We start from the raw sequence: 14,931 nt of genomic DNA on the forward strand, positions 1-14,931 counted from the left end.
TGAGCAGTTCACCGAACTGCACGAAACACTATCGCCACACTCAGGCCTGCTTGCCGCCGATAAAGATGCCGTAGTTCCAGACGCCACCGTAGGCGGCGAAGCGCTCATCGAGCAGCGGTGCAAACTTCCCGCTCAGATACGGCCACAGGTGGCCTTCCATGCGCACATGGTTCACGCCCATCCAGTTCCGAAACCAGGAGAAGTATGAATCGGAGAAATCCACCACGGCGATGCAGCCACCTTCGGCAAGATCCTCCCATGCGGCATCAATCGCCTTTTCCCAGCCGGGATTGAACATGGACAAGGCGTACGAAAACAGCACGAGATCATAAGGCTTCCCGTCTTCATGAATGGGTGCTGAGTAGGAGCGGCGCAGCAGCGTGGTTTTGTCATCACGAACTTTCTTCGCGGCAATGGCCAGCATCTGTTCGGAGAGATCCACACCGGTGATGTGGGCCTGAGGAAAGCGCCGGCGCAGTCCTGGCAGATTGCGCCCGGTGCCGCAGCCGACTTCGAGAATGCGCTGCGGTTTGCTCACGCAAGAAGCGCGCATGAGCACACTCTCGCGTCCAAACAGGAAGCTCCAGCGCGTGGCATCATAGATGCGCGAGTGGAACTGGTAGTAGCGCTCCAGCGCGGCGCCTGTGCGATGGGCGGATGAGGATGTGTCTGCGGCGGTGCTCATCACAGCACCTCCGCAAAGTGCAGGCTGCCATAGGTGCCCACGCGATCCAGCTGATGCAGGGCTTCGGTACGTTCCGGGAAGAAGCGCACGCGTGAGCGAATCGAGTCAGGCACAAAGTCGAGGTTTACCCCCGCCGAGCGCATGAGGATCTTGGCTCCGGGTGCGCTGTTGGCGAGGATCAGCTCCCACTCATCGCGCAGGGCTTCGGTGTCGTGTGCGGCGAGCCAGTCCTGATGATCGAGCAGCACGAAGTGCGTGTACTGGCCGGGATACTCGCGCAGGAAGCCCGAGAGCGTGGTGGTGTAGCTCTTCAGACGGTCCACGCGTGACTTCAGCTCCGGCTGGTTTTCCTGCTTCAGATAATTCGGGCAGCAGCCCAGCGTGTAGGAGCCGGTCATGTACACGCGCCAGAAGTAGTTGTCGCTGATCGGCAGCTCCGTGAAGACATGGCGCAGCTTGTCCTTCACATAATCGGTGAGCCCGCCGGGATAGGAGTCCTGGATCAGTTTGATCTGCGGACGCGGCACGCCCAGCAGCGTCATCAGCGTGGGCTGGCGCAGCAGCCAGTTGCTGAACGGCCCCCAGATCTCGCGTTCGAAGAGTTCATACGCATCACGCTGTTCCTCCAAGGAGCGGGCATCCAGCAGGCAGGTGGCGAAGTTCTTCACGTTCGGGCGCAGCTTGAAGAGCGCATTGCCCATCACATACGCGGCGATGCCGGAGGTGCCGTGGTAGTAGAACGACTTCTTCAGACTCGCGGGATTGAAGAAGCTGATGCGCTTGTCCCAGAACTTGCGCGCGGGTTCGGACAGCGTTTTGCGCACACGGTCATAAACAAAAGCATACTCGGCATGGGAGCCGAAGCCGAACATCTCAAACAGCTCTTCAAAATTGCCCTGGCGGATGAGCGCCTGCTTGAGCTCCAGCAGTGCATTCTGCCGGTAGTTCATGTCCACCGCATGGATCTCCGCCGGATTGTCGAGCAGGTAGTCGAGCGCATTGCAGCCGGCGCTGGTGATCATGACCACGCGGCTGTTTGCATCGAGCTTCATCAACTGACGGTCGAGCCGTGGATCCTCCCATGCCGTGTTGTAGATGAGGTTGGAATTGTGAACATGGCGGAAAACCAGGTCATGAGCCGATTTCAACATTTGAACCGGACGGCGGGGTGGGGACTCTTTGAGCATGTTCGCGATGGGAGTAGTCATTTGTTCACGCGAAACGTGACCATGAGCCAGCAGGCGAGTGTGTTTGTTTCGTCACACAGACCGAGCGCAACGAATTCGTTTCCATCCACGCGCTGGGCATTTGGCCAATCACGTTTTCATTGCTGCCGATGGACAAACAACACGGCCTGCTGCCACCGTATGCAGCGTCTTGGGATGAGCTTGCCACAGAAGCCTCGGCCTCGTGGCTGCCTGCAGGTTTTGATCATCAGGCACGTCCCCTGCTGGCCTGCTGGTGGGCGGATGTGGTGTGCCTCTTTCGCAGCGCCAAAGCCATGCTGGCGGCCAATCGCTGGAAGCTGCTGGGCTTCGTGCTGCTGGGAGTTGCACTGATTGCATGGCTCATGCCACAGGATCTCGCCTTGCTGGCGCAGGTGAGGCAGGTGGGGGATTCGGTGGAGTGTGAGCGCATCCGCAGCATCGCGCGGTGGCTGAGCTACTGGGGGGATCTGGCAGGGTTCAACATGTTCGTCTTTGCCACGCTCACCTGCTTTGCGTTTGTGAGGCGGTCGCCCTTCTTCAGGCGACTCACACTCGCTGCCGTCATGGGCACTGTGCTCACCGGTGGCTTGGTCAATGTGATTCGTGTTTCCACTGGACGCGCCCGGCCGGGCAGCAATGTGGTGCCCGGATTTTATGGGCCCACCTTGAGCGCCCGCAAACAATCGTTTCCCAGCGCCCACACCGCGACTTCGTTTGGCGCCTGTGTGCCACTGGCCGTTGCGTTTCCACCGGCAGGTGTCCCGCTGCTGGCGGTGTCCGGCGGCGTCGCATGGTCGCGCATGCAGAACAACTGCCACCATCCCAGCGATGTGCTGACCTCCGTGCTGCTGGCATTCTTTTTCGGTGTTCCGCTGGGCCTCACCGTGCGCCGCATGCGGCGTGCAGCACCTAGCGTTTGATCAAGAGCTGCACCTCCGCCCAGCTGAAGCGTGCCACGTTGAAGCCTTCGATCTTCTGGCTCTGCACTCCTGCTGATGCAATCTGCAAGCTCGCCGTGAAATCCTTGGCGGCTGTTCCTTTGGGTGCCGTGCCCAGCAGCCCTTTGAACCAGCGGTCCAGCGTCCACTCGCGTTTGAGCACCGCCACAGCGACAGGGCCGGATTGCTGAAGCAGCCGTTTCGCCTCGTTCACATCATCCGTGAACTGCCACAGATGATTCGTGTAAAACACCAGGCTGGGCTCCGTGTAACCGCAGCCATGCAGGGTCATGTCAGACGGCAGCGTGCCAAGTTGCTCGGCGATGCGCACCGGCACGGAAGTCGCTCGCAACTGCTGGCCGAGCAGCGCGAGACTCAGGCTCGTCAGCACCACCGTCAGGCAGACGAGTCCGGTGTTACGGCGCGTCATGCCTTGTTTCCACACCAAGCAGACTGCGGCACCTCCCACGGCCAGAACACAGGTCAGGACTAGCAGTGCGCTGCCCAGCAGATCTCGGATGCTGCCTTGCTGGATCTGTAGCGCAAACATCCAGCCGCCTGAGATGAGAGCTGCCATGCCCAGCGTCAGCCATTTTGCTACTGCGGGGACTGCACGACTGCGGTTTTGCCATGCCAGCGCCAGCAGCACGATGAACGCCGGATAACCCGGCATCACGTAGTGCGGCAGTTGCGTGGCATAGAAAAAGAAGATGAGCTGTGGCGCGAGAAACCACGCGGCCAGAAACGACGTCTGCGCTGTCCAGTTGGCTCGCAGGCTGCGCCACACCGGCAGTGCAAAACCCATCCAGGGAAAGAGACTGAGCCAGGTGGTGAGGAGGTAGAAGCCGGGGACAAACTTGCGGCCATTGAATACGTCCGTGCCGCGCTTCACTACATGCTCGCCCATGCCGGTCTTCCAGAATGCACCGTTTGTTTCGATCAAAGCCGGCACACCCCAAGCCGCCACCATTGCCAATGCGATGCACAGGCCGGGCACTGCCTGAAGCCTGCTCCAAGGCAGCGGCTTCTTCCACAACACCCAGCGCCACAGCACGAGAGCCAGCGCGGGTACCAACCAAGCGATGGGCCCCTTGGCCAGAAACCCAGCGCCAAGTGACAGCCACAGGCACCCAAACCAGCCGTTCCACCGCCGCAGCGGTGGCTCTGTCAGCAGCTCCAGCAGAGCCCGGCACGCGAGCGCCACCAGCAGGATCATCGGCATGTCCGCCACGCATAAGCGGCCATGCACCAGCGACTGCAGGCTGGTGAGCCAGGCCACGCCTGCCAGCAAGCCCGCGCTGGCATTTTGCGTGAGTTTTCGCGCCATGCCCGCCACAACGAGAGCGGTCAAATAAACGGCGACGATGCTGTGCAGCCGCGCCGACAGCTCATTCACTCCCAGCAGCGCGTAATGAAGCCGCATCCACCAGTAGGTCAGCGGCGGTTTGTCGAAACGATACGCGCCGTTGAAATAGGGGATCGTCCAGGTGTCCCGATTCATCATTTCCACCGTGGCGTGGGCAAAGCGCGGCTCGTCGCGGTCCATGAGTGGGATCGTGCTGGTTCCCGGCAGATAAAGCAGGAGTGCGAGCAGCAGCAGCACCCACCAGCCATGCTGGCGGCAGCGCTGGTCATTCCAGAATGGTGTGGAGGACGAACCCATCAGGCCATTTGGCATGAGAGCAGGCTTCGTCCGTCAGCAAGTTCCGACGTTTTTGTCACACGGCGACCGCCGGTTAATACAGCAGGAAGCCGATCTCGCTGTCTGTGAGCTGGGAGGTGTCATCCACCGCCAGCAGAGCCTGAGTGTCAAAGGTCGCCTCCCACGGAGTCTCCGCCGCGGCAGCGAGCAGTGGCAGATCAGGCACGGCAATTACGGGCGCTTCCTGTTTGGCAAGCTGGGTCTCCGCCGCGGGCTGAGTCTGGAAAATCACGAGCGCCAAAGCGAGGGTGGCCACGGTGACCGTGGCGAAAGCCCACTTGGCCGCAGGGGCTGCAAACGAGACATCTTCCCACCAAGTGCGCAAAGCAGCGAGCCAGCCGCGATCCTGCGGGGTCTGGCGGGCGGCACGCACCACGTTCTGGGCGAAATTGGTACGCACCTCGACCGCGCGGGCCTGGGCCAGCAGCTTGGCGATGGGGTCTTGGGGCGAGAGGGGTTCCATGACGGACGGGGGATATGATCAGTCTTTCAAACAGCCCTCACAAACCAAAGTTGCACTCAGACTGGATTTTTTTGCCAGCATGAGCCAAAAGGCTCCGAATCTGCGGGCATTTTCAAATTTCCGCCCATTTCCGCCCGCATAATCCATGAATGTTTTACTCCGCTGCCTCTGCCTGCTGGTCGTGCTGACGACTTTGCTGCGAGGGCAGGAAGAGCCGTCAATTTATGACCGCATGTGGGCCTATCCAAAGCTCTATACCAATCCCAAAGGGTCCTTCCTGCGCGAGTTCTCCCTGATCGGTCGCTACGAGCTGCAGAACTACCAGGTGGACAGCCATGAGGGCAACGCCTCCGGCTGGGAAAACCGCCGCATCCGCTACGGCATCCGCACCCAGTTTGCGGGCAATATTCAGTTCAGCGCCCAGATCAATGCGGATGCGGATCAGGGGCTTCTCTACGAGCGGCTCTGGAGCCTGATCCTTACCTGGAAGCCGAGTGATCTCTTTTCGGTTTCGCTTGGGAAGATACGCCCGCGCTGGTCACAAGAGTGGGCCAAGAGCTCCTATGAGCTGCTGACCTTCGAGCGAAGCCTGCTGGTGGACACTGCACGGCCCTTTTACCTGCCAGGTGTCGCCATCGACGGCAAAAAAGGACGGTGGGACTGGAATGTCGGCATCTATGGCGGGGACTGGGACCGCGAGCTGGGCAGCTTCAATGTGGGGGCGCTCTACGTGGCCAGCCTGCGCTACGACCTCACCCAACAGACCGGCCTTGATCGCGCGAATGTCCGCCTCGACTACATGCAGGATGACGGACGACGCGGCAAAACCGGCAAAGGTCCGTGGGATACCAACATCGCCCTCAGTGCCGATCTGAAAGACGGCCCGCTGGGGCTGATGACTGAAGTGCTGATGCTGACCGGCAACGTGGACACCACCTGGGGCCTCACCTTTATGCCCAGTTACGATCTGACCTCCAAAGTCCAGCTCGTGCTGCATCTCCATGCCGCGCGTTCCGACGCTGCCGTCATCCGTGACTCGCGACGCTATGAGCGCGAGGTCGGCACCCTGCCGCAACGTGGCATGGGCAGACACTATGAGTTTGCCTACCTGGGCCTCAACTACCGCATCTATGGCGACCGGTTGAAACTCATGACCGGAATCGAGTACGCGCACATGGGCGGCGTGAGAGGCACCGAGGTTTTCAGTGGCTGGACGGGTCTGAGCGGCATCCGCTTCAATTTCTGATCAGCCCGGCGGCCATTCCAGGCTGCGCCCTGCCAGCATATGCACATGCATGTGCGGCACGGATTCGCCGGCATCCTTGCCGTGATTGATCACGAGGCGGAAGCCCTTGCTGCGGTCTTTGATGCCCAGTTTGTCGGCGATTTTCCCCGCTGCGAGCAGCAGCGCGGCGAGCGTGGCCTGATCCTCTGCCACGGCTTCACCTACCCGTGAAATCAGCTTCTTCGGCACGATCAAGACATGGATCGGAGCCTGCGGATTGACGTCGTTGAAAGCGGCCACCAGATCGTCCTCATAGACGAGCGGGGCGGGGATTTCGCGATCGATGATCTTTTGAAAAATGGTCTTCTCACTCATGGCAGATTAACGGAAAAGTTCCGGCTGCTTGCCATCGCGGGGACGGCGTTCGCCGAGGCTCTTGATCTCGTCGATGAACTCGCCCACGTCCTCAAACTGGCGGTACACCGAGGCGTAGCGCACGTAGGCCACGTGGTCGATCGACTCCAGACGGCGCATCACCTTCGCGCCGATCACGGTGCTGGGGATTTCGCGGTAGCCTTCCTCTTCGAGCTCGTTGGCGATGTCATCCACCAGCTGCTCCAGCTGCTCCATCTTCACCGGGCGCTTTTCGCAGGATTTGCGCACGCCGCCCAGCAGCTTATCGCGGTTGAAGTTCTCGCGGGCGCCGTTGCGCTTCACCACGCGCAGTTCTTCGCGCTCCACGATCTCGTAGGTCGTGAAGCGGAAATCGCACTTCATGCATTCCCGGCGGCGGCGGATGGCATGCCCTTCCCGCGCCTCGCGGGAGTCGATGACTTTATCCTGGGAGCTTCCACATTTGGGGCAACGCATTCAGTCGGGGGGTAGGGGTGGGGAATGTGCTTTCTCGGGGGCAGTATGGCAAGCAGCTTCGTAGTTCGGGCTTTGCGGGCGGATTTTCGCGATTATCGTCACTTCATGTCTCGCATCATCCTCGGCGTCACCGGTTCCATCGCAGCTTACAAGGCGGCGGACCTCGCCAGCCAGCTCACCAAGGCCGGCCATGGGGTGACCTGCGTGCTGACGAAATCGGCGCTGGAATTTGTTACGCCCCTCACGCTGGGAACGCTGTCTAAAAACCCGGTGATCACCGACCTGTTTGCCGAAAAGGAAGGCTGGCAGCCCGGGCACATCCAGCTTGCCGACGAGGCCGAGCTCCTCCTGATCGCCCCCGCCACCGCGAATATTCTGGCCTCCATGGCCAATGGCTTTGCCCACGACGCCCTCACCGCCATCGCCCTGGCCACCCGCGCCCCCATTTTGATCGCCCCCGCCATGAACGGCAAGATGTGGCAGCACCCCGCTACCCAGAAGAACGTGGAAACCCTGCGCGGTTTCGGGGCTCAGTTTGTCGAACCCGCCTCTGGCATGCTTGCCTGCGGGTATGAGGGTGTCGGACGGCTGGCGGAGGTGGAAACGATCCTTGCGGCCGTGGCAAACGTCCTGGCCACCCACTAAAGTGCCTGTTGGCAGCCAGCTCCCTGTCCGCTATCTTCCACCCATGTACGAGCACGACGACACTGGCGACAAGCTGGAACACGCGTATTTCTGCTACCTCGCGGACAAGTTTGAGCGGGAGCCGGAGCTGTTGCGCAGGGCTCAGGCGACTATTCAGCGCTGGCTATCCATTGATCATCATGGGGCTAAACAACTTCTTTCCTGGCAGCAGCTCATTGAAAATGCTCTTGAAACCCAGTCAGGCATGTCGAGGCTTGGTGAAGTGCTGCGTGCAGATGATGAAGAAACTCGCTTTTTGAAAGGTTTTGCTCCCTTCCCCGGCCTGCTCAGTCGCACAGAGAAAAAACAATTTTTATGCGCTTCTCGTCATTGAAGCATTTGGCTGCTTCTGTCTCAGCTATCGCGCCTGAGGCCCGCATCATTGTTTTTGGTTCTTCTTCCGCCCTCTGCACACACCCCAATCTGCCGGAGGTGACCGACAGCTATGAGCAGACTTTGGATGCTGATTTCATTCTGGATCCATGGGACGAGTCATTGGGAAACTTGCTCAGTGACACGCTTGGCAAGGATAGTGGCTTCTTCGAGCACTACAAATACTACGCTGACATCGTTCGCCCCGCCGCTTTCGGCAATTTCCCACCAGACTTGCGCGATCGTCTGGTGTCCCTGGAAGGCTGCCCCCCGCGTATTTGCCCTCGATCCGCACGACATGGCGGTGGCCAAGCACTTTGCCGGACGGCCCAAGGACATTCGGCTGCTGTCATTCCTTTTCGCCACAGCAAGGCTGGATGAAGCGAAGGTGCGCAACTGCTCTGGGACACGCCGATGGAGGAAAAGTGGATTGTGAAAACGCACGCGGTCTGGGATCACGTTGTGGCGGAGGCGGTGAAGCAACGACGGAACTGAAGAAAAGGCTTTTTTGCAGACGCATGCGGCAATGCTCGCAAGGGGAGGGTGAAATTCTTGCATGGCTTCACCGGTTTTCATTGACGCTATTTCGCTTCTTTTCCAAAGTCGGTGTTCGTGGGAAATTCGAGTGATCAACGGGGGATGCATCTGCTGGCTGAGGAACAACTCAGTGCGGGCGCGGATGCTTTTCTGGAGACGATTCGAAGCATGAAGGAGCCGAAGGCGCTCGCAGGGCTGGCGGAGAAATGGAAGAATGATCCGCGGCCCTGGGCAAGAACGATGATGCAGCGGTACCTGGAACTGCCCTTCGACAAGCCGGGGCATCAGGTGGTGGTGAAACGGCTGTTCAAGGCTGCGGAGCTGCGAGGGGATGATGCGGTGATGGCTCGCTGCCTGGTGGCGTTTGACCGGCTGGTGCGGCGGGTGCGCGCCAAAGAATTTCAGTGGGATCGGGTCACGCGAGTGATGATCCAGTCGGAGATTCTCAAGACACCGCGCGATGTGTTTTCGAAAGTGATGTCGAAGCACCTCACGCCGAAGAAGCTGGAGAAGTTTCGTCTTTTTAAATACCGCACGCGCTACTACCTGCAGCGGCGGGTGTGGCGGTACTTCCGCAAGCTGGGGTTCAATGAGGGGCCGCGTTATCTTGCGGCGGTCGGGCCGGCGCTGGCAGCTTTTCAGGACGCAGATCTGGCGGCGGGGGAGCACCTGATGGACTGCTGGAGCCTGATGCATGTGCTGCATGGCGAGAGCCAGGCAGTGGAGTTCAGCAATTTGCGGGCGGTGCTGAAGGAAGGACGCACGCTGGCGGACCTGCGGCCGGAGCCGGCGTTTTCGAAGCACTGGCGCACGCCGGAGGGAGTGGTGGCGGCGCTGGAACTGATTGTTGCTGCGCAGTCGCGGCTGGTGCGGGTGTGGGCGCTGGCCTGGCATCAGGAACTGGCGAAGACGATCTTGGTTGCTCCTGCGGCGGACGTTTTGACCCGCATGCTGGCGCATGGCGATGAGGAGGTGCAGAGCTACGGCGCGCAGCTGCTGGCCGAGTGTGCGGAAGCGGCCAACTGGCCGCTGGAGACATGGCTGAAGCTGCTGAAATGCGAGAACCCGCGCGTGGCCCAGCTGCTGTGCGATGCGATGCTGAAGCATGTGCGTGATGAACGGGTGACGCTGGCGCAGCGTGTGGAGATCGCACTGGCGAAGGCCACGCCGATCGCACGGCTGGGGTTGCGACTGCTGGAGAAGACCCCGCCGCGTGATGTCACCGAGCGCGATGTGATTGCAGGTCTGTGGCGGGCGCAATGTCTTAGCATTGGGGGCGAAATCGCGCGCTGGGCGCTGGCGCAGCTTGGCACGGCGGAGGTTTATCAGATGCCGGTGGTGTGCCGTTTTTTTGACAGTGCGAATGCGTGCATTCGTGAAGGAGCGTGGGCCTGGATGACGCAGGAAAATTCACCGGGATGGCCGGATGCGGCGCTGTGGAGCCGGCTGGCGGAGACGCCGTATGCGGACCTGCGCGGACGCATGGTCGATGCGCTGACGATGCGCGCCGGGAAACCGCCTGTGAGCGCCGAAGATCTGGCCCCGGTGTGGACCAGCGTGCTGCTGGATGTGCACTGCGGTGGCAGGCAGAAGCTGAAGGCGCTGCGGCAGATTGCGGACACACTTGCGACCACGCCTAATGAAAAACTGCTGCCGGTGCTGGCGGCCACGGTGCGCTCCATCCGGGGCCCCGAAGCACGTGCGGCGCTGGCGGCGGTGATGTCGCTGCTGGCCAGACGGCCGGAACTGGAAAGCGCGATCGCGGCGGCACTGCCCGAGCTGGTGCTGCATCCAGTGGCAGGAAACCCACTCAAGGCCGCCGCATGAACATCACTTTTGCTTATCGCGGTCGCAGTCATGTCGCTGAAACAGGCGGCGGGCAGATCGTGTCGCTGGCGCCGAATTTGACGCGGGACGTGGTGGCCTTTGATGCGGCATTGAAAAATCCGCTGAGCTTTCGTGAGGCCATCTCCGCGCTGCATGATGTGGTGATCAATGATCTGCGCTTCAAGCCGCGAGACAAGGCCGCCTACGAGGAATGGAAGAAGGACGAACAGCAGCGCGAGCGCGCCATCCGCATGGAGGCCGTGCGTGATGCGCGGCTGGAAGTGGAATCGAAGCTCAAGCAGCCGATGCCGCGTGATTTTGAGCGGCAGTTTGACCAAGCGAGGAAGCGCTACTGGAATGCGCGGCTGAAGTACTCGGACCACCTGCGCCGCCATGATCAGGAGCTGTGGCGTCTGCTCATGCCGTGCGATCCGGTGATCACCGTGGCGCCAGACGTGGTGTTTTTTGAATGCTTCAGCGCGGATGAGTCGAGCTACGGCTGTCTGAGCGTGGAGCGCGATGAGTGCTTCAGTGCTGCGGGAGGCGTGCAGTGTGGCACGACGAATGTGGACTACTCCTGGGATCTGTTTCACCACTTCCAGACGCTGCGCACGTACCAGCCGGCGCGCTTCCATGTGGATCCCTCCGGCTTTGAAGTCAAAGTGCAGGGCGGGGAGGACTATCGGGAAGAAAAGATCGATCTGCCTGCGGGATGGCTGCGCGGCTTCATGCAGCTGCAGGGGGCGATGACACTGCCGATGCGGCGCGTGACGCTGTCGCGGCAGGGGCTGTATTCACTGCTCGCCTGGCTGCGCCGGCACAAGGCACCGCGCAGCCCTCGGGCGCTGCGGTTTGAGATCGTGGAAGGGCGTGCGCCGGAGCTGGTGCTGGAGCCATGGGAGCAGCGCATCATCGACCGTGCTGCTCCGCCGTGTGTGCAGTCGATGGAGCCAATCCGCGTGTGGGGTGTGCGTCGTCTGCTGACGCTGGCGCGTCTGCTGCCGCTGATCGACCGCGTGGAGGTGTGCCTGCTCGGCACCGGTTTGCCGAGCCTGTGGATTGCGCACATGGGGCCGATGAAGCTCACGCTGGGGCTCTCCGGCTGGACCACGAATGACTGGACGCGTGGCAGCGCGCTGGATCTGCTGCTGCCACCGCAGGAGCCGGGGAAAGAATTGATCGACAAAATGGCTGCCACCTTGAGGCAGCAGCAGTCGGCGACTCTGGCCGCACTCGTCAGCGCCGGCGGTGCTACGGAGGCACTGACGACGGCGGCGCTGAAGCATCTGGCGCATTCGGGGCAGGTCATCTTTGATCTGCCGCATCAGGTGTATCGCTGGCGGCAGATCATGCCGCAGGTGCTGGGAGAGGAACAGCTCGGCCCGGAAAACGCTGAGGCGCTGGGCGCGCAAAAGATCCCGGACCGCGAGATCCGAGTGCTGAGCAGCACCGACGCGCCCAACGATACCAAGCTGCACACCGGCAAGGTGCAAACCCGTGAGGTGGAGCTGCTGCTGGACCGCGATGGCATGATGCGCCGCGCGAAGTGCGACTGCTCGCACCATTTCAAGGGAGGGCTGAGGAAAGGGCCATGCCGCCACCTCATCGCCTTTCGCCGCAAACTTTTGAACCCGGTTGACCCAGGAACGCCTTCTCTGTATGAGAGGCTCTGGTCCGGGTTTCGCACGAACCCTTAACCACGGAGGCCGCCACCACCGAAATACGATCTTTCCACATTTCCCGAGAGGGGACGCATGCTCACTGAGACCATCCTTGCGGTGTTCCGCCGCGAATGAAGCTGCCCGTCCATGCATCCCCAAGCCCGTTGTTCGGATGGCCACTGTCGCCACCCGACGCTTGGCCAAGGCAACCCGAACGTTCGCACGCGTCGGGTGGCGACAGTGGCCTGAGTGAACGGACTTGGTCCTGAGCAAGTAGTCAGTGACGCATGCGCCCCTCCCGGAAATATTTCGAAACATCGCCTTCGGTACGCACACATTCATGGGACTCTTAAGCCTCATCAGACGACTCCTCGGCCGCGATCAGCCCAGCCAGCCGCCACCTCTTTCCCGGCCTGACTCAAGTCCACGAAACAACGTGGTGCCGCAGGCGCGTGCGACGCCTCCGTCACCCATCCGACGGACGCTGGCGCAGCTCGATTCGGATGTCTTCGCGGGCATTTCCGGTGCCGAGACCAAGCAGCAGGCGAAGGCCATGGGCCGTCCGCTGTGGAGCAATCTGTTTGCCTTTGGCCGTCAGAACGTCATTCCACCGGTCACGGATGCGCGCACGCTCATGATTGATCGTGCGATGGTGGGCGAGGGGCTTATCACCCCGGAGGAGCTGATGGAGATCCACGAGATCGGCCAGAAGATGGATGAACTGCGGCCGGGGAATGACTGGGCGCAGAATCAGGGCACAGAGGCGGTGATGGCGGACAAGGCGGCCAAGGCGGAGCTCAAGCGGCAAAAGAAAGCTGAGGCTGCGAAGCGCCAAGAGGAGCGTGCGGCGGGCATCGCGCACCGCAAAGCCACGGACATCATTTTCCTGGGGCGTGGTGTCTCAGGCGGTCTGGCGGACCGGAGATCGCATGTGGAAAAGTTGCAGGAGGCGAAGCTGCCTGTGCTCTCGACGCCAGCGGAACTCGCCGCGGCCTTGGAGCTGCCGGTGAAGCGCCTGCGCTGGCTGGCCTTTCATGCCGAGGTGGCGGTGGTCACGCATTACATCCGCTTTCAAATTCCGAAGAAGAGCGGTGGTGTGCGGGAGATCTCGACGCCGCACACCGATCTCGCCCGCGCCCAGCGCTGGATTTTGCAAAACATCCTCGAACGCGTGCCGGTGAGCGGCGTGGCACACGGCTTTGTACGAGAGCGAGGGACGCTGACGAATGCGCGCTCCCACACCGGGAAGGACGTGGTCTTGAATGCGGATTTGAAGGACTTTTTTCCCAGCATCACCTTTCCGCGAGTGCGCGGCATTTTTCAGCAGCTGGGTTACTCCCCTGCGGTGGCCACGATGCTGGCGCTGCTGTGCACGGAATGCCCGCGACGTACCGTGGTTTACGATGGACAGACTTTTCACGTGGCCACGGGCCTGCGTGCACTGCCGCAAGGCGCCTGCACCAGCCCGGCCCTGAGCAATCTGTGCGCACGGAAACTGGACCTGCGCTTTGCCGCCCTGGCTGCAAAGCATGGCTGGACTTACACGCGCTATGCCGATGACCTGACCTTCTCCTCCCGTGGCGAGGCGGCGAAGGCCACCGCGCTGATCCTGAGCCGGCTGCACAACATCGTGAAGGACGAGCACTTTGAGATCAACGAAGCCAAGACCCGCATCCAGCGCCGCAATGCGCAGCAGAGTGTCACGGGCGTGGTGGTGAACGACCGCTGCAATGTGGACCGCAAAACACGCCGCCGCTTGCGGGCGATCCTGCATCAGGCAAAGCAGACCGGCATTCCCGCACAGAACCGCATCGGCCATGACAACTTTGCAGGCTGGGTCAGCGGCATGCTCGGCTACGTGAAGATGATCAATCCGCAGCAGGGAGAAAAGCTCTTCAAGGCTTGGGATCTGCTGGGCGGCCAGAAGTGACTCGCTGCAGCCACTCTCTGGCCTTTTCACGCGCCGGGCTGGGGCGCAGGGTCCAGGCGTCGTTGTGATTGCGGAAGCCGGTGCTCAGGAAGGTTAGGTCGGCATTGGGCAGCAGCGGGCGCAGATAGGCTGCGGTTTCCTGCGCATTCGATCCTTCGCCGCAGATGAACTGGGGGCGGTTGCCTAGACGTTTCAGGCGGGTCAGGGCCGACTCGCGATCTGAATGGGGATAGGGCCAGGTTTTGACGCCGTCGTAGTGGCTGTAGGCCAGAAACCCGCACCAGAGCCTGGCCGTTTCGTCATCGTAGAGGCCGAGATAATTGCAGGCGATGGCTCCTCGCGAGAAGCCGCACAGGACGACCTTCGACTCATCGCCGCCGTAGTCTTGGCAGATGGACTTCACGGTTTCGCGCAGGTATTTCAGCGTCGGCTGCGGATCATAGGTCGGTGGATTGCCCCACCAGGTGATGGCGATTTCATCGCCTTTCTCATTCAGGTAGGGCGAGCACAGCCAGATGAAGCCGCGGCCGGCGGAGAGGCCGTAGCCGAGATTGCTGCCTTCGGGCAGGCCGGTGCTGACATCCCCGAACTTGTTGGTGTAGCGGCCATTGCCGGCGAGTTCGACGATCACGGGCATCTTTGCGCCGGGTTTCCAATCGGTCGGCAGATAGAGCACATGCAGGCCCACTTTGACGCGCTTGCCGGCGGCAGGCGGGCCTGCGCTCAATGCGGGCACGTCGAGATCTGGTGTGACGCTGCGGATGTCCGGCAGTTCCTGCGCGAACAAGCTGGCAGAAAGAAGCCAAAAGAAGACGGCGGATTTCATGGG

Annotated in this window: 15 protein-coding genes; 8 read left to right on the plus strand and 7 right to left on the minus strand. The window is 61.3% G+C overall.

Translation table 11 applies throughout. From position 1 onward, the window contains the following. Window positions 1-40: 40 nt before the first annotated feature. Both AC3RLQ_RS23125 and AC3RLQ_RS23130 read right to left on the minus strand, forming a co-directional pair. On the minus strand, window positions 41-685 hold the full coding sequence (locus AC3RLQ_RS23125; protein WP_493031028.1) for a class I SAM-dependent methyltransferase: 645 nt from the start codon (window positions 683-685) through the stop codon (window positions 41-43). Next, the gene (locus AC3RLQ_RS23130) at window positions 685-1,893 is read right to left on the minus strand and encodes a BtaA family protein (RefSeq protein WP_493031029.1); all 1,209 of its coding nucleotides are present in this window, start codon (window positions 1,891-1,893) and stop codon (window positions 685-687) included. The genes AC3RLQ_RS23125 and AC3RLQ_RS23130 overlap by 1 nt, the downstream gene beginning before the upstream one ends. Before the next feature lie 128 nt (window positions 1,894-2,021). On the opposite strand from AC3RLQ_RS23130, the gene AC3RLQ_RS23135 reads away from it, so the two are divergent. Further along, window positions 2,022-2,813 carry a phosphatase PAP2 family protein gene (locus tag AC3RLQ_RS23135; RefSeq protein WP_493031030.1) on the plus strand — a complete coding sequence of 264 codons (792 nt, stop codon included), beginning with the start codon at window positions 2,022-2,024 and terminating at the stop codon, window positions 2,811-2,813. Here AC3RLQ_RS23135 and AC3RLQ_RS23140 read toward each other — a convergent pair. Then, window positions 2,803-4,509, minus strand: a complete 1,707-nt coding sequence (locus AC3RLQ_RS23140) for an ArnT family glycosyltransferase (RefSeq protein WP_493031031.1) — start codon at window positions 4,507-4,509, stop codon at window positions 2,803-2,805. The two genes, AC3RLQ_RS23135 and AC3RLQ_RS23140, sit on opposite strands and share 11 nt — an antisense overlap. A gap of 58 nt (window positions 4,510-4,567) precedes the next feature. Beyond that, the gene (locus AC3RLQ_RS23145) at window positions 4,568-4,996 is read right to left on the minus strand and encodes a hypothetical protein (RefSeq protein ID WP_493031032.1); all 429 of its coding nucleotides are present in this window, start codon (window positions 4,994-4,996) and stop codon (window positions 4,568-4,570) included. A gap of 145 nt (window positions 4,997-5,141) precedes the next feature. On the opposite strand from AC3RLQ_RS23145, the gene AC3RLQ_RS23150 reads away from it, so the two are divergent. Then, complete coding sequence (locus tag AC3RLQ_RS23150; RefSeq protein ID WP_493031033.1) at window positions 5,142-6,242, plus strand: porin; 1,101 nt, start codon at window positions 5,142-5,144, stop codon at window positions 6,240-6,242. Here the strand turns inward: AC3RLQ_RS23150 and AC3RLQ_RS23155 are convergent, their stop codons facing one another. After that, on the minus strand, window positions 6,243-6,596 hold the full coding sequence (locus tag AC3RLQ_RS23155; protein WP_493031034.1) for an HIT domain-containing protein: 354 nt from the start codon (window positions 6,594-6,596) through the stop codon (window positions 6,243-6,245). A 6-nt stretch (window positions 6,597-6,602) separates the two neighbouring features. Further along, window positions 6,603-7,091, minus strand: coding sequence for a transcriptional regulator NrdR (gene nrdR / locus AC3RLQ_RS23160; protein ID WP_395732304.1), 489 nt, complete (start codon window positions 7,089-7,091; stop codon window positions 6,603-6,605). Between the two features lie 105 nt (window positions 7,092-7,196). On the opposite strand from nrdR, the gene AC3RLQ_RS23165 reads away from it, so the two are divergent. The 6 genes from AC3RLQ_RS23165 to AC3RLQ_RS23190 all read left to right on the plus strand — a co-directional run bounded on the left by AC3RLQ_RS23165 (window position 7,197) and on the right by AC3RLQ_RS23190 (window position 14,102). Next, window positions 7,197-7,736 carry a flavoprotein gene (locus AC3RLQ_RS23165; protein ID WP_493031035.1) on the plus strand — a complete coding sequence of 180 codons (540 nt, stop codon included), beginning with the start codon at window positions 7,197-7,199 and terminating at the stop codon, window positions 7,734-7,736. Between the two features lie 43 nt (window positions 7,737-7,779). Further along, on the plus strand, window positions 7,780-8,109 hold the full coding sequence (locus tag AC3RLQ_RS23170) for a hypothetical protein (RefSeq protein ID WP_493031036.1): 330 nt from the start codon (window positions 7,780-7,782) through the stop codon (window positions 8,107-8,109). Further along, window positions 8,091-8,528, plus strand: a complete 438-nt coding sequence (locus tag AC3RLQ_RS23175) for a hypothetical protein (RefSeq protein ID WP_493031037.1) — start codon at window positions 8,091-8,093, stop codon at window positions 8,526-8,528. Before AC3RLQ_RS23170 ends, AC3RLQ_RS23175 begins: the two co-directional genes overlap by 19 nt. Window positions 8,529-8,786: 258 nt before the next feature. After that, complete coding sequence (locus AC3RLQ_RS23180; RefSeq protein WP_493031038.1) at window positions 8,787-10,511, plus strand: hypothetical protein; 1,725 nt, start codon at window positions 8,787-8,789, stop codon at window positions 10,509-10,511. Further along, window positions 10,508-12,208 carry a metal-binding protein gene (locus AC3RLQ_RS23185; protein WP_493031039.1) on the plus strand — a complete coding sequence of 567 codons (1,701 nt, stop codon included), beginning with the start codon at window positions 10,508-10,510 and terminating at the stop codon, window positions 12,206-12,208. Before AC3RLQ_RS23180 ends, AC3RLQ_RS23185 begins: the two co-directional genes overlap by 4 nt. Before the next feature lie 304 nt (window positions 12,209-12,512). Next, on the plus strand, window positions 12,513-14,102 hold the full coding sequence (locus AC3RLQ_RS23190) for a reverse transcriptase family protein (RefSeq protein WP_493031040.1): 1,590 nt from the start codon (window positions 12,513-12,515) through the stop codon (window positions 14,100-14,102). On the opposite strand, the gene AC3RLQ_RS23195 is transcribed toward AC3RLQ_RS23190, so the two are convergent. Further along, complete coding sequence (locus tag AC3RLQ_RS23195; protein ID WP_493031041.1) at window positions 14,068-14,928, minus strand: hypothetical protein; 861 nt, start codon at window positions 14,926-14,928, stop codon at window positions 14,068-14,070. The two genes, AC3RLQ_RS23190 and AC3RLQ_RS23195, sit on opposite strands and share 35 nt — an antisense overlap. Between the last annotated feature and the right edge of the window lie 3 nt (window positions 14,929-14,931).

This window comes from Prosthecobacter sp. GW821-HT29F12 (assembly GCF_058803405.1).

What these genes read in the sequence shown, in the direction of transcription:
- AC3RLQ_RS23125 (WP_493031028.1), bottom strand. Translation starts at nt 685, where the DNA reads ATGAGCACCGCCGCAGACACATCCTCATCCGCCCATCGCACAGGCGCC.
- AC3RLQ_RS23130 (WP_493031029.1), bottom strand. Translation starts at nt 1,893, where the DNA reads ATGACTACTCCCATCGCGAACATGCTCAAAGAGTCCCCACCCCGCCGT.
- AC3RLQ_RS23135 (WP_493031030.1), top strand. Translation starts at nt 2,022, where the DNA reads ATGGACAAACAACACGGCCTGCTGCCACCGTATGCAGCGTCTTGGGAT.
- AC3RLQ_RS23140 (WP_493031031.1), bottom strand. Translation starts at nt 4,509, where the DNA reads ATGCCAAATGGCCTGATGGGTTCGTCCTCCACACCATTCTGGAATGAC.
- AC3RLQ_RS23145 (WP_493031032.1), bottom strand. Translation starts at nt 4,996, where the DNA reads ATGGAACCCCTCTCGCCCCAAGACCCCATCGCCAAGCTGCTGGCCCAG.
- AC3RLQ_RS23150 (WP_493031033.1), top strand. Translation starts at nt 5,142, where the DNA reads ATGAATGTTTTACTCCGCTGCCTCTGCCTGCTGGTCGTGCTGACGACT.
- AC3RLQ_RS23155 (WP_493031034.1), bottom strand. Translation starts at nt 6,596, where the DNA reads ATGAGTGAGAAGACCATTTTTCAAAAGATCATCGATCGCGAAATCCCC.
- nrdR (WP_395732304.1), bottom strand. Translation starts at nt 7,091, where the DNA reads ATGCGTTGCCCCAAATGTGGAAGCTCCCAGGATAAAGTCATCGACTCC.
- AC3RLQ_RS23165 (WP_493031035.1), top strand. Translation starts at nt 7,197, where the DNA reads ATGTCTCGCATCATCCTCGGCGTCACCGGTTCCATCGCAGCTTACAAG.
- AC3RLQ_RS23170 (WP_493031036.1), top strand. Translation starts at nt 7,780, where the DNA reads ATGTACGAGCACGACGACACTGGCGACAAGCTGGAACACGCGTATTTC.
- AC3RLQ_RS23175 (WP_493031037.1), top strand. Translation starts at nt 8,091, where the DNA reads ATGCGCTTCTCGTCATTGAAGCATTTGGCTGCTTCTGTCTCAGCTATC.
- AC3RLQ_RS23180 (WP_493031038.1), top strand. Translation starts at nt 8,787, where the DNA reads ATGCATCTGCTGGCTGAGGAACAACTCAGTGCGGGCGCGGATGCTTTT.
- AC3RLQ_RS23185 (WP_493031039.1), top strand. Translation starts at nt 10,508, where the DNA reads ATGAACATCACTTTTGCTTATCGCGGTCGCAGTCATGTCGCTGAAACA.
- AC3RLQ_RS23190 (WP_493031040.1), top strand. Translation starts at nt 12,513, where the DNA reads ATGGGACTCTTAAGCCTCATCAGACGACTCCTCGGCCGCGATCAGCCC.
- AC3RLQ_RS23195 (WP_493031041.1), bottom strand. Translation starts at nt 14,928, where the DNA reads ATGAAATCCGCCGTCTTCTTTTGGCTTCTTTCTGCCAGCTTGTTCGCG.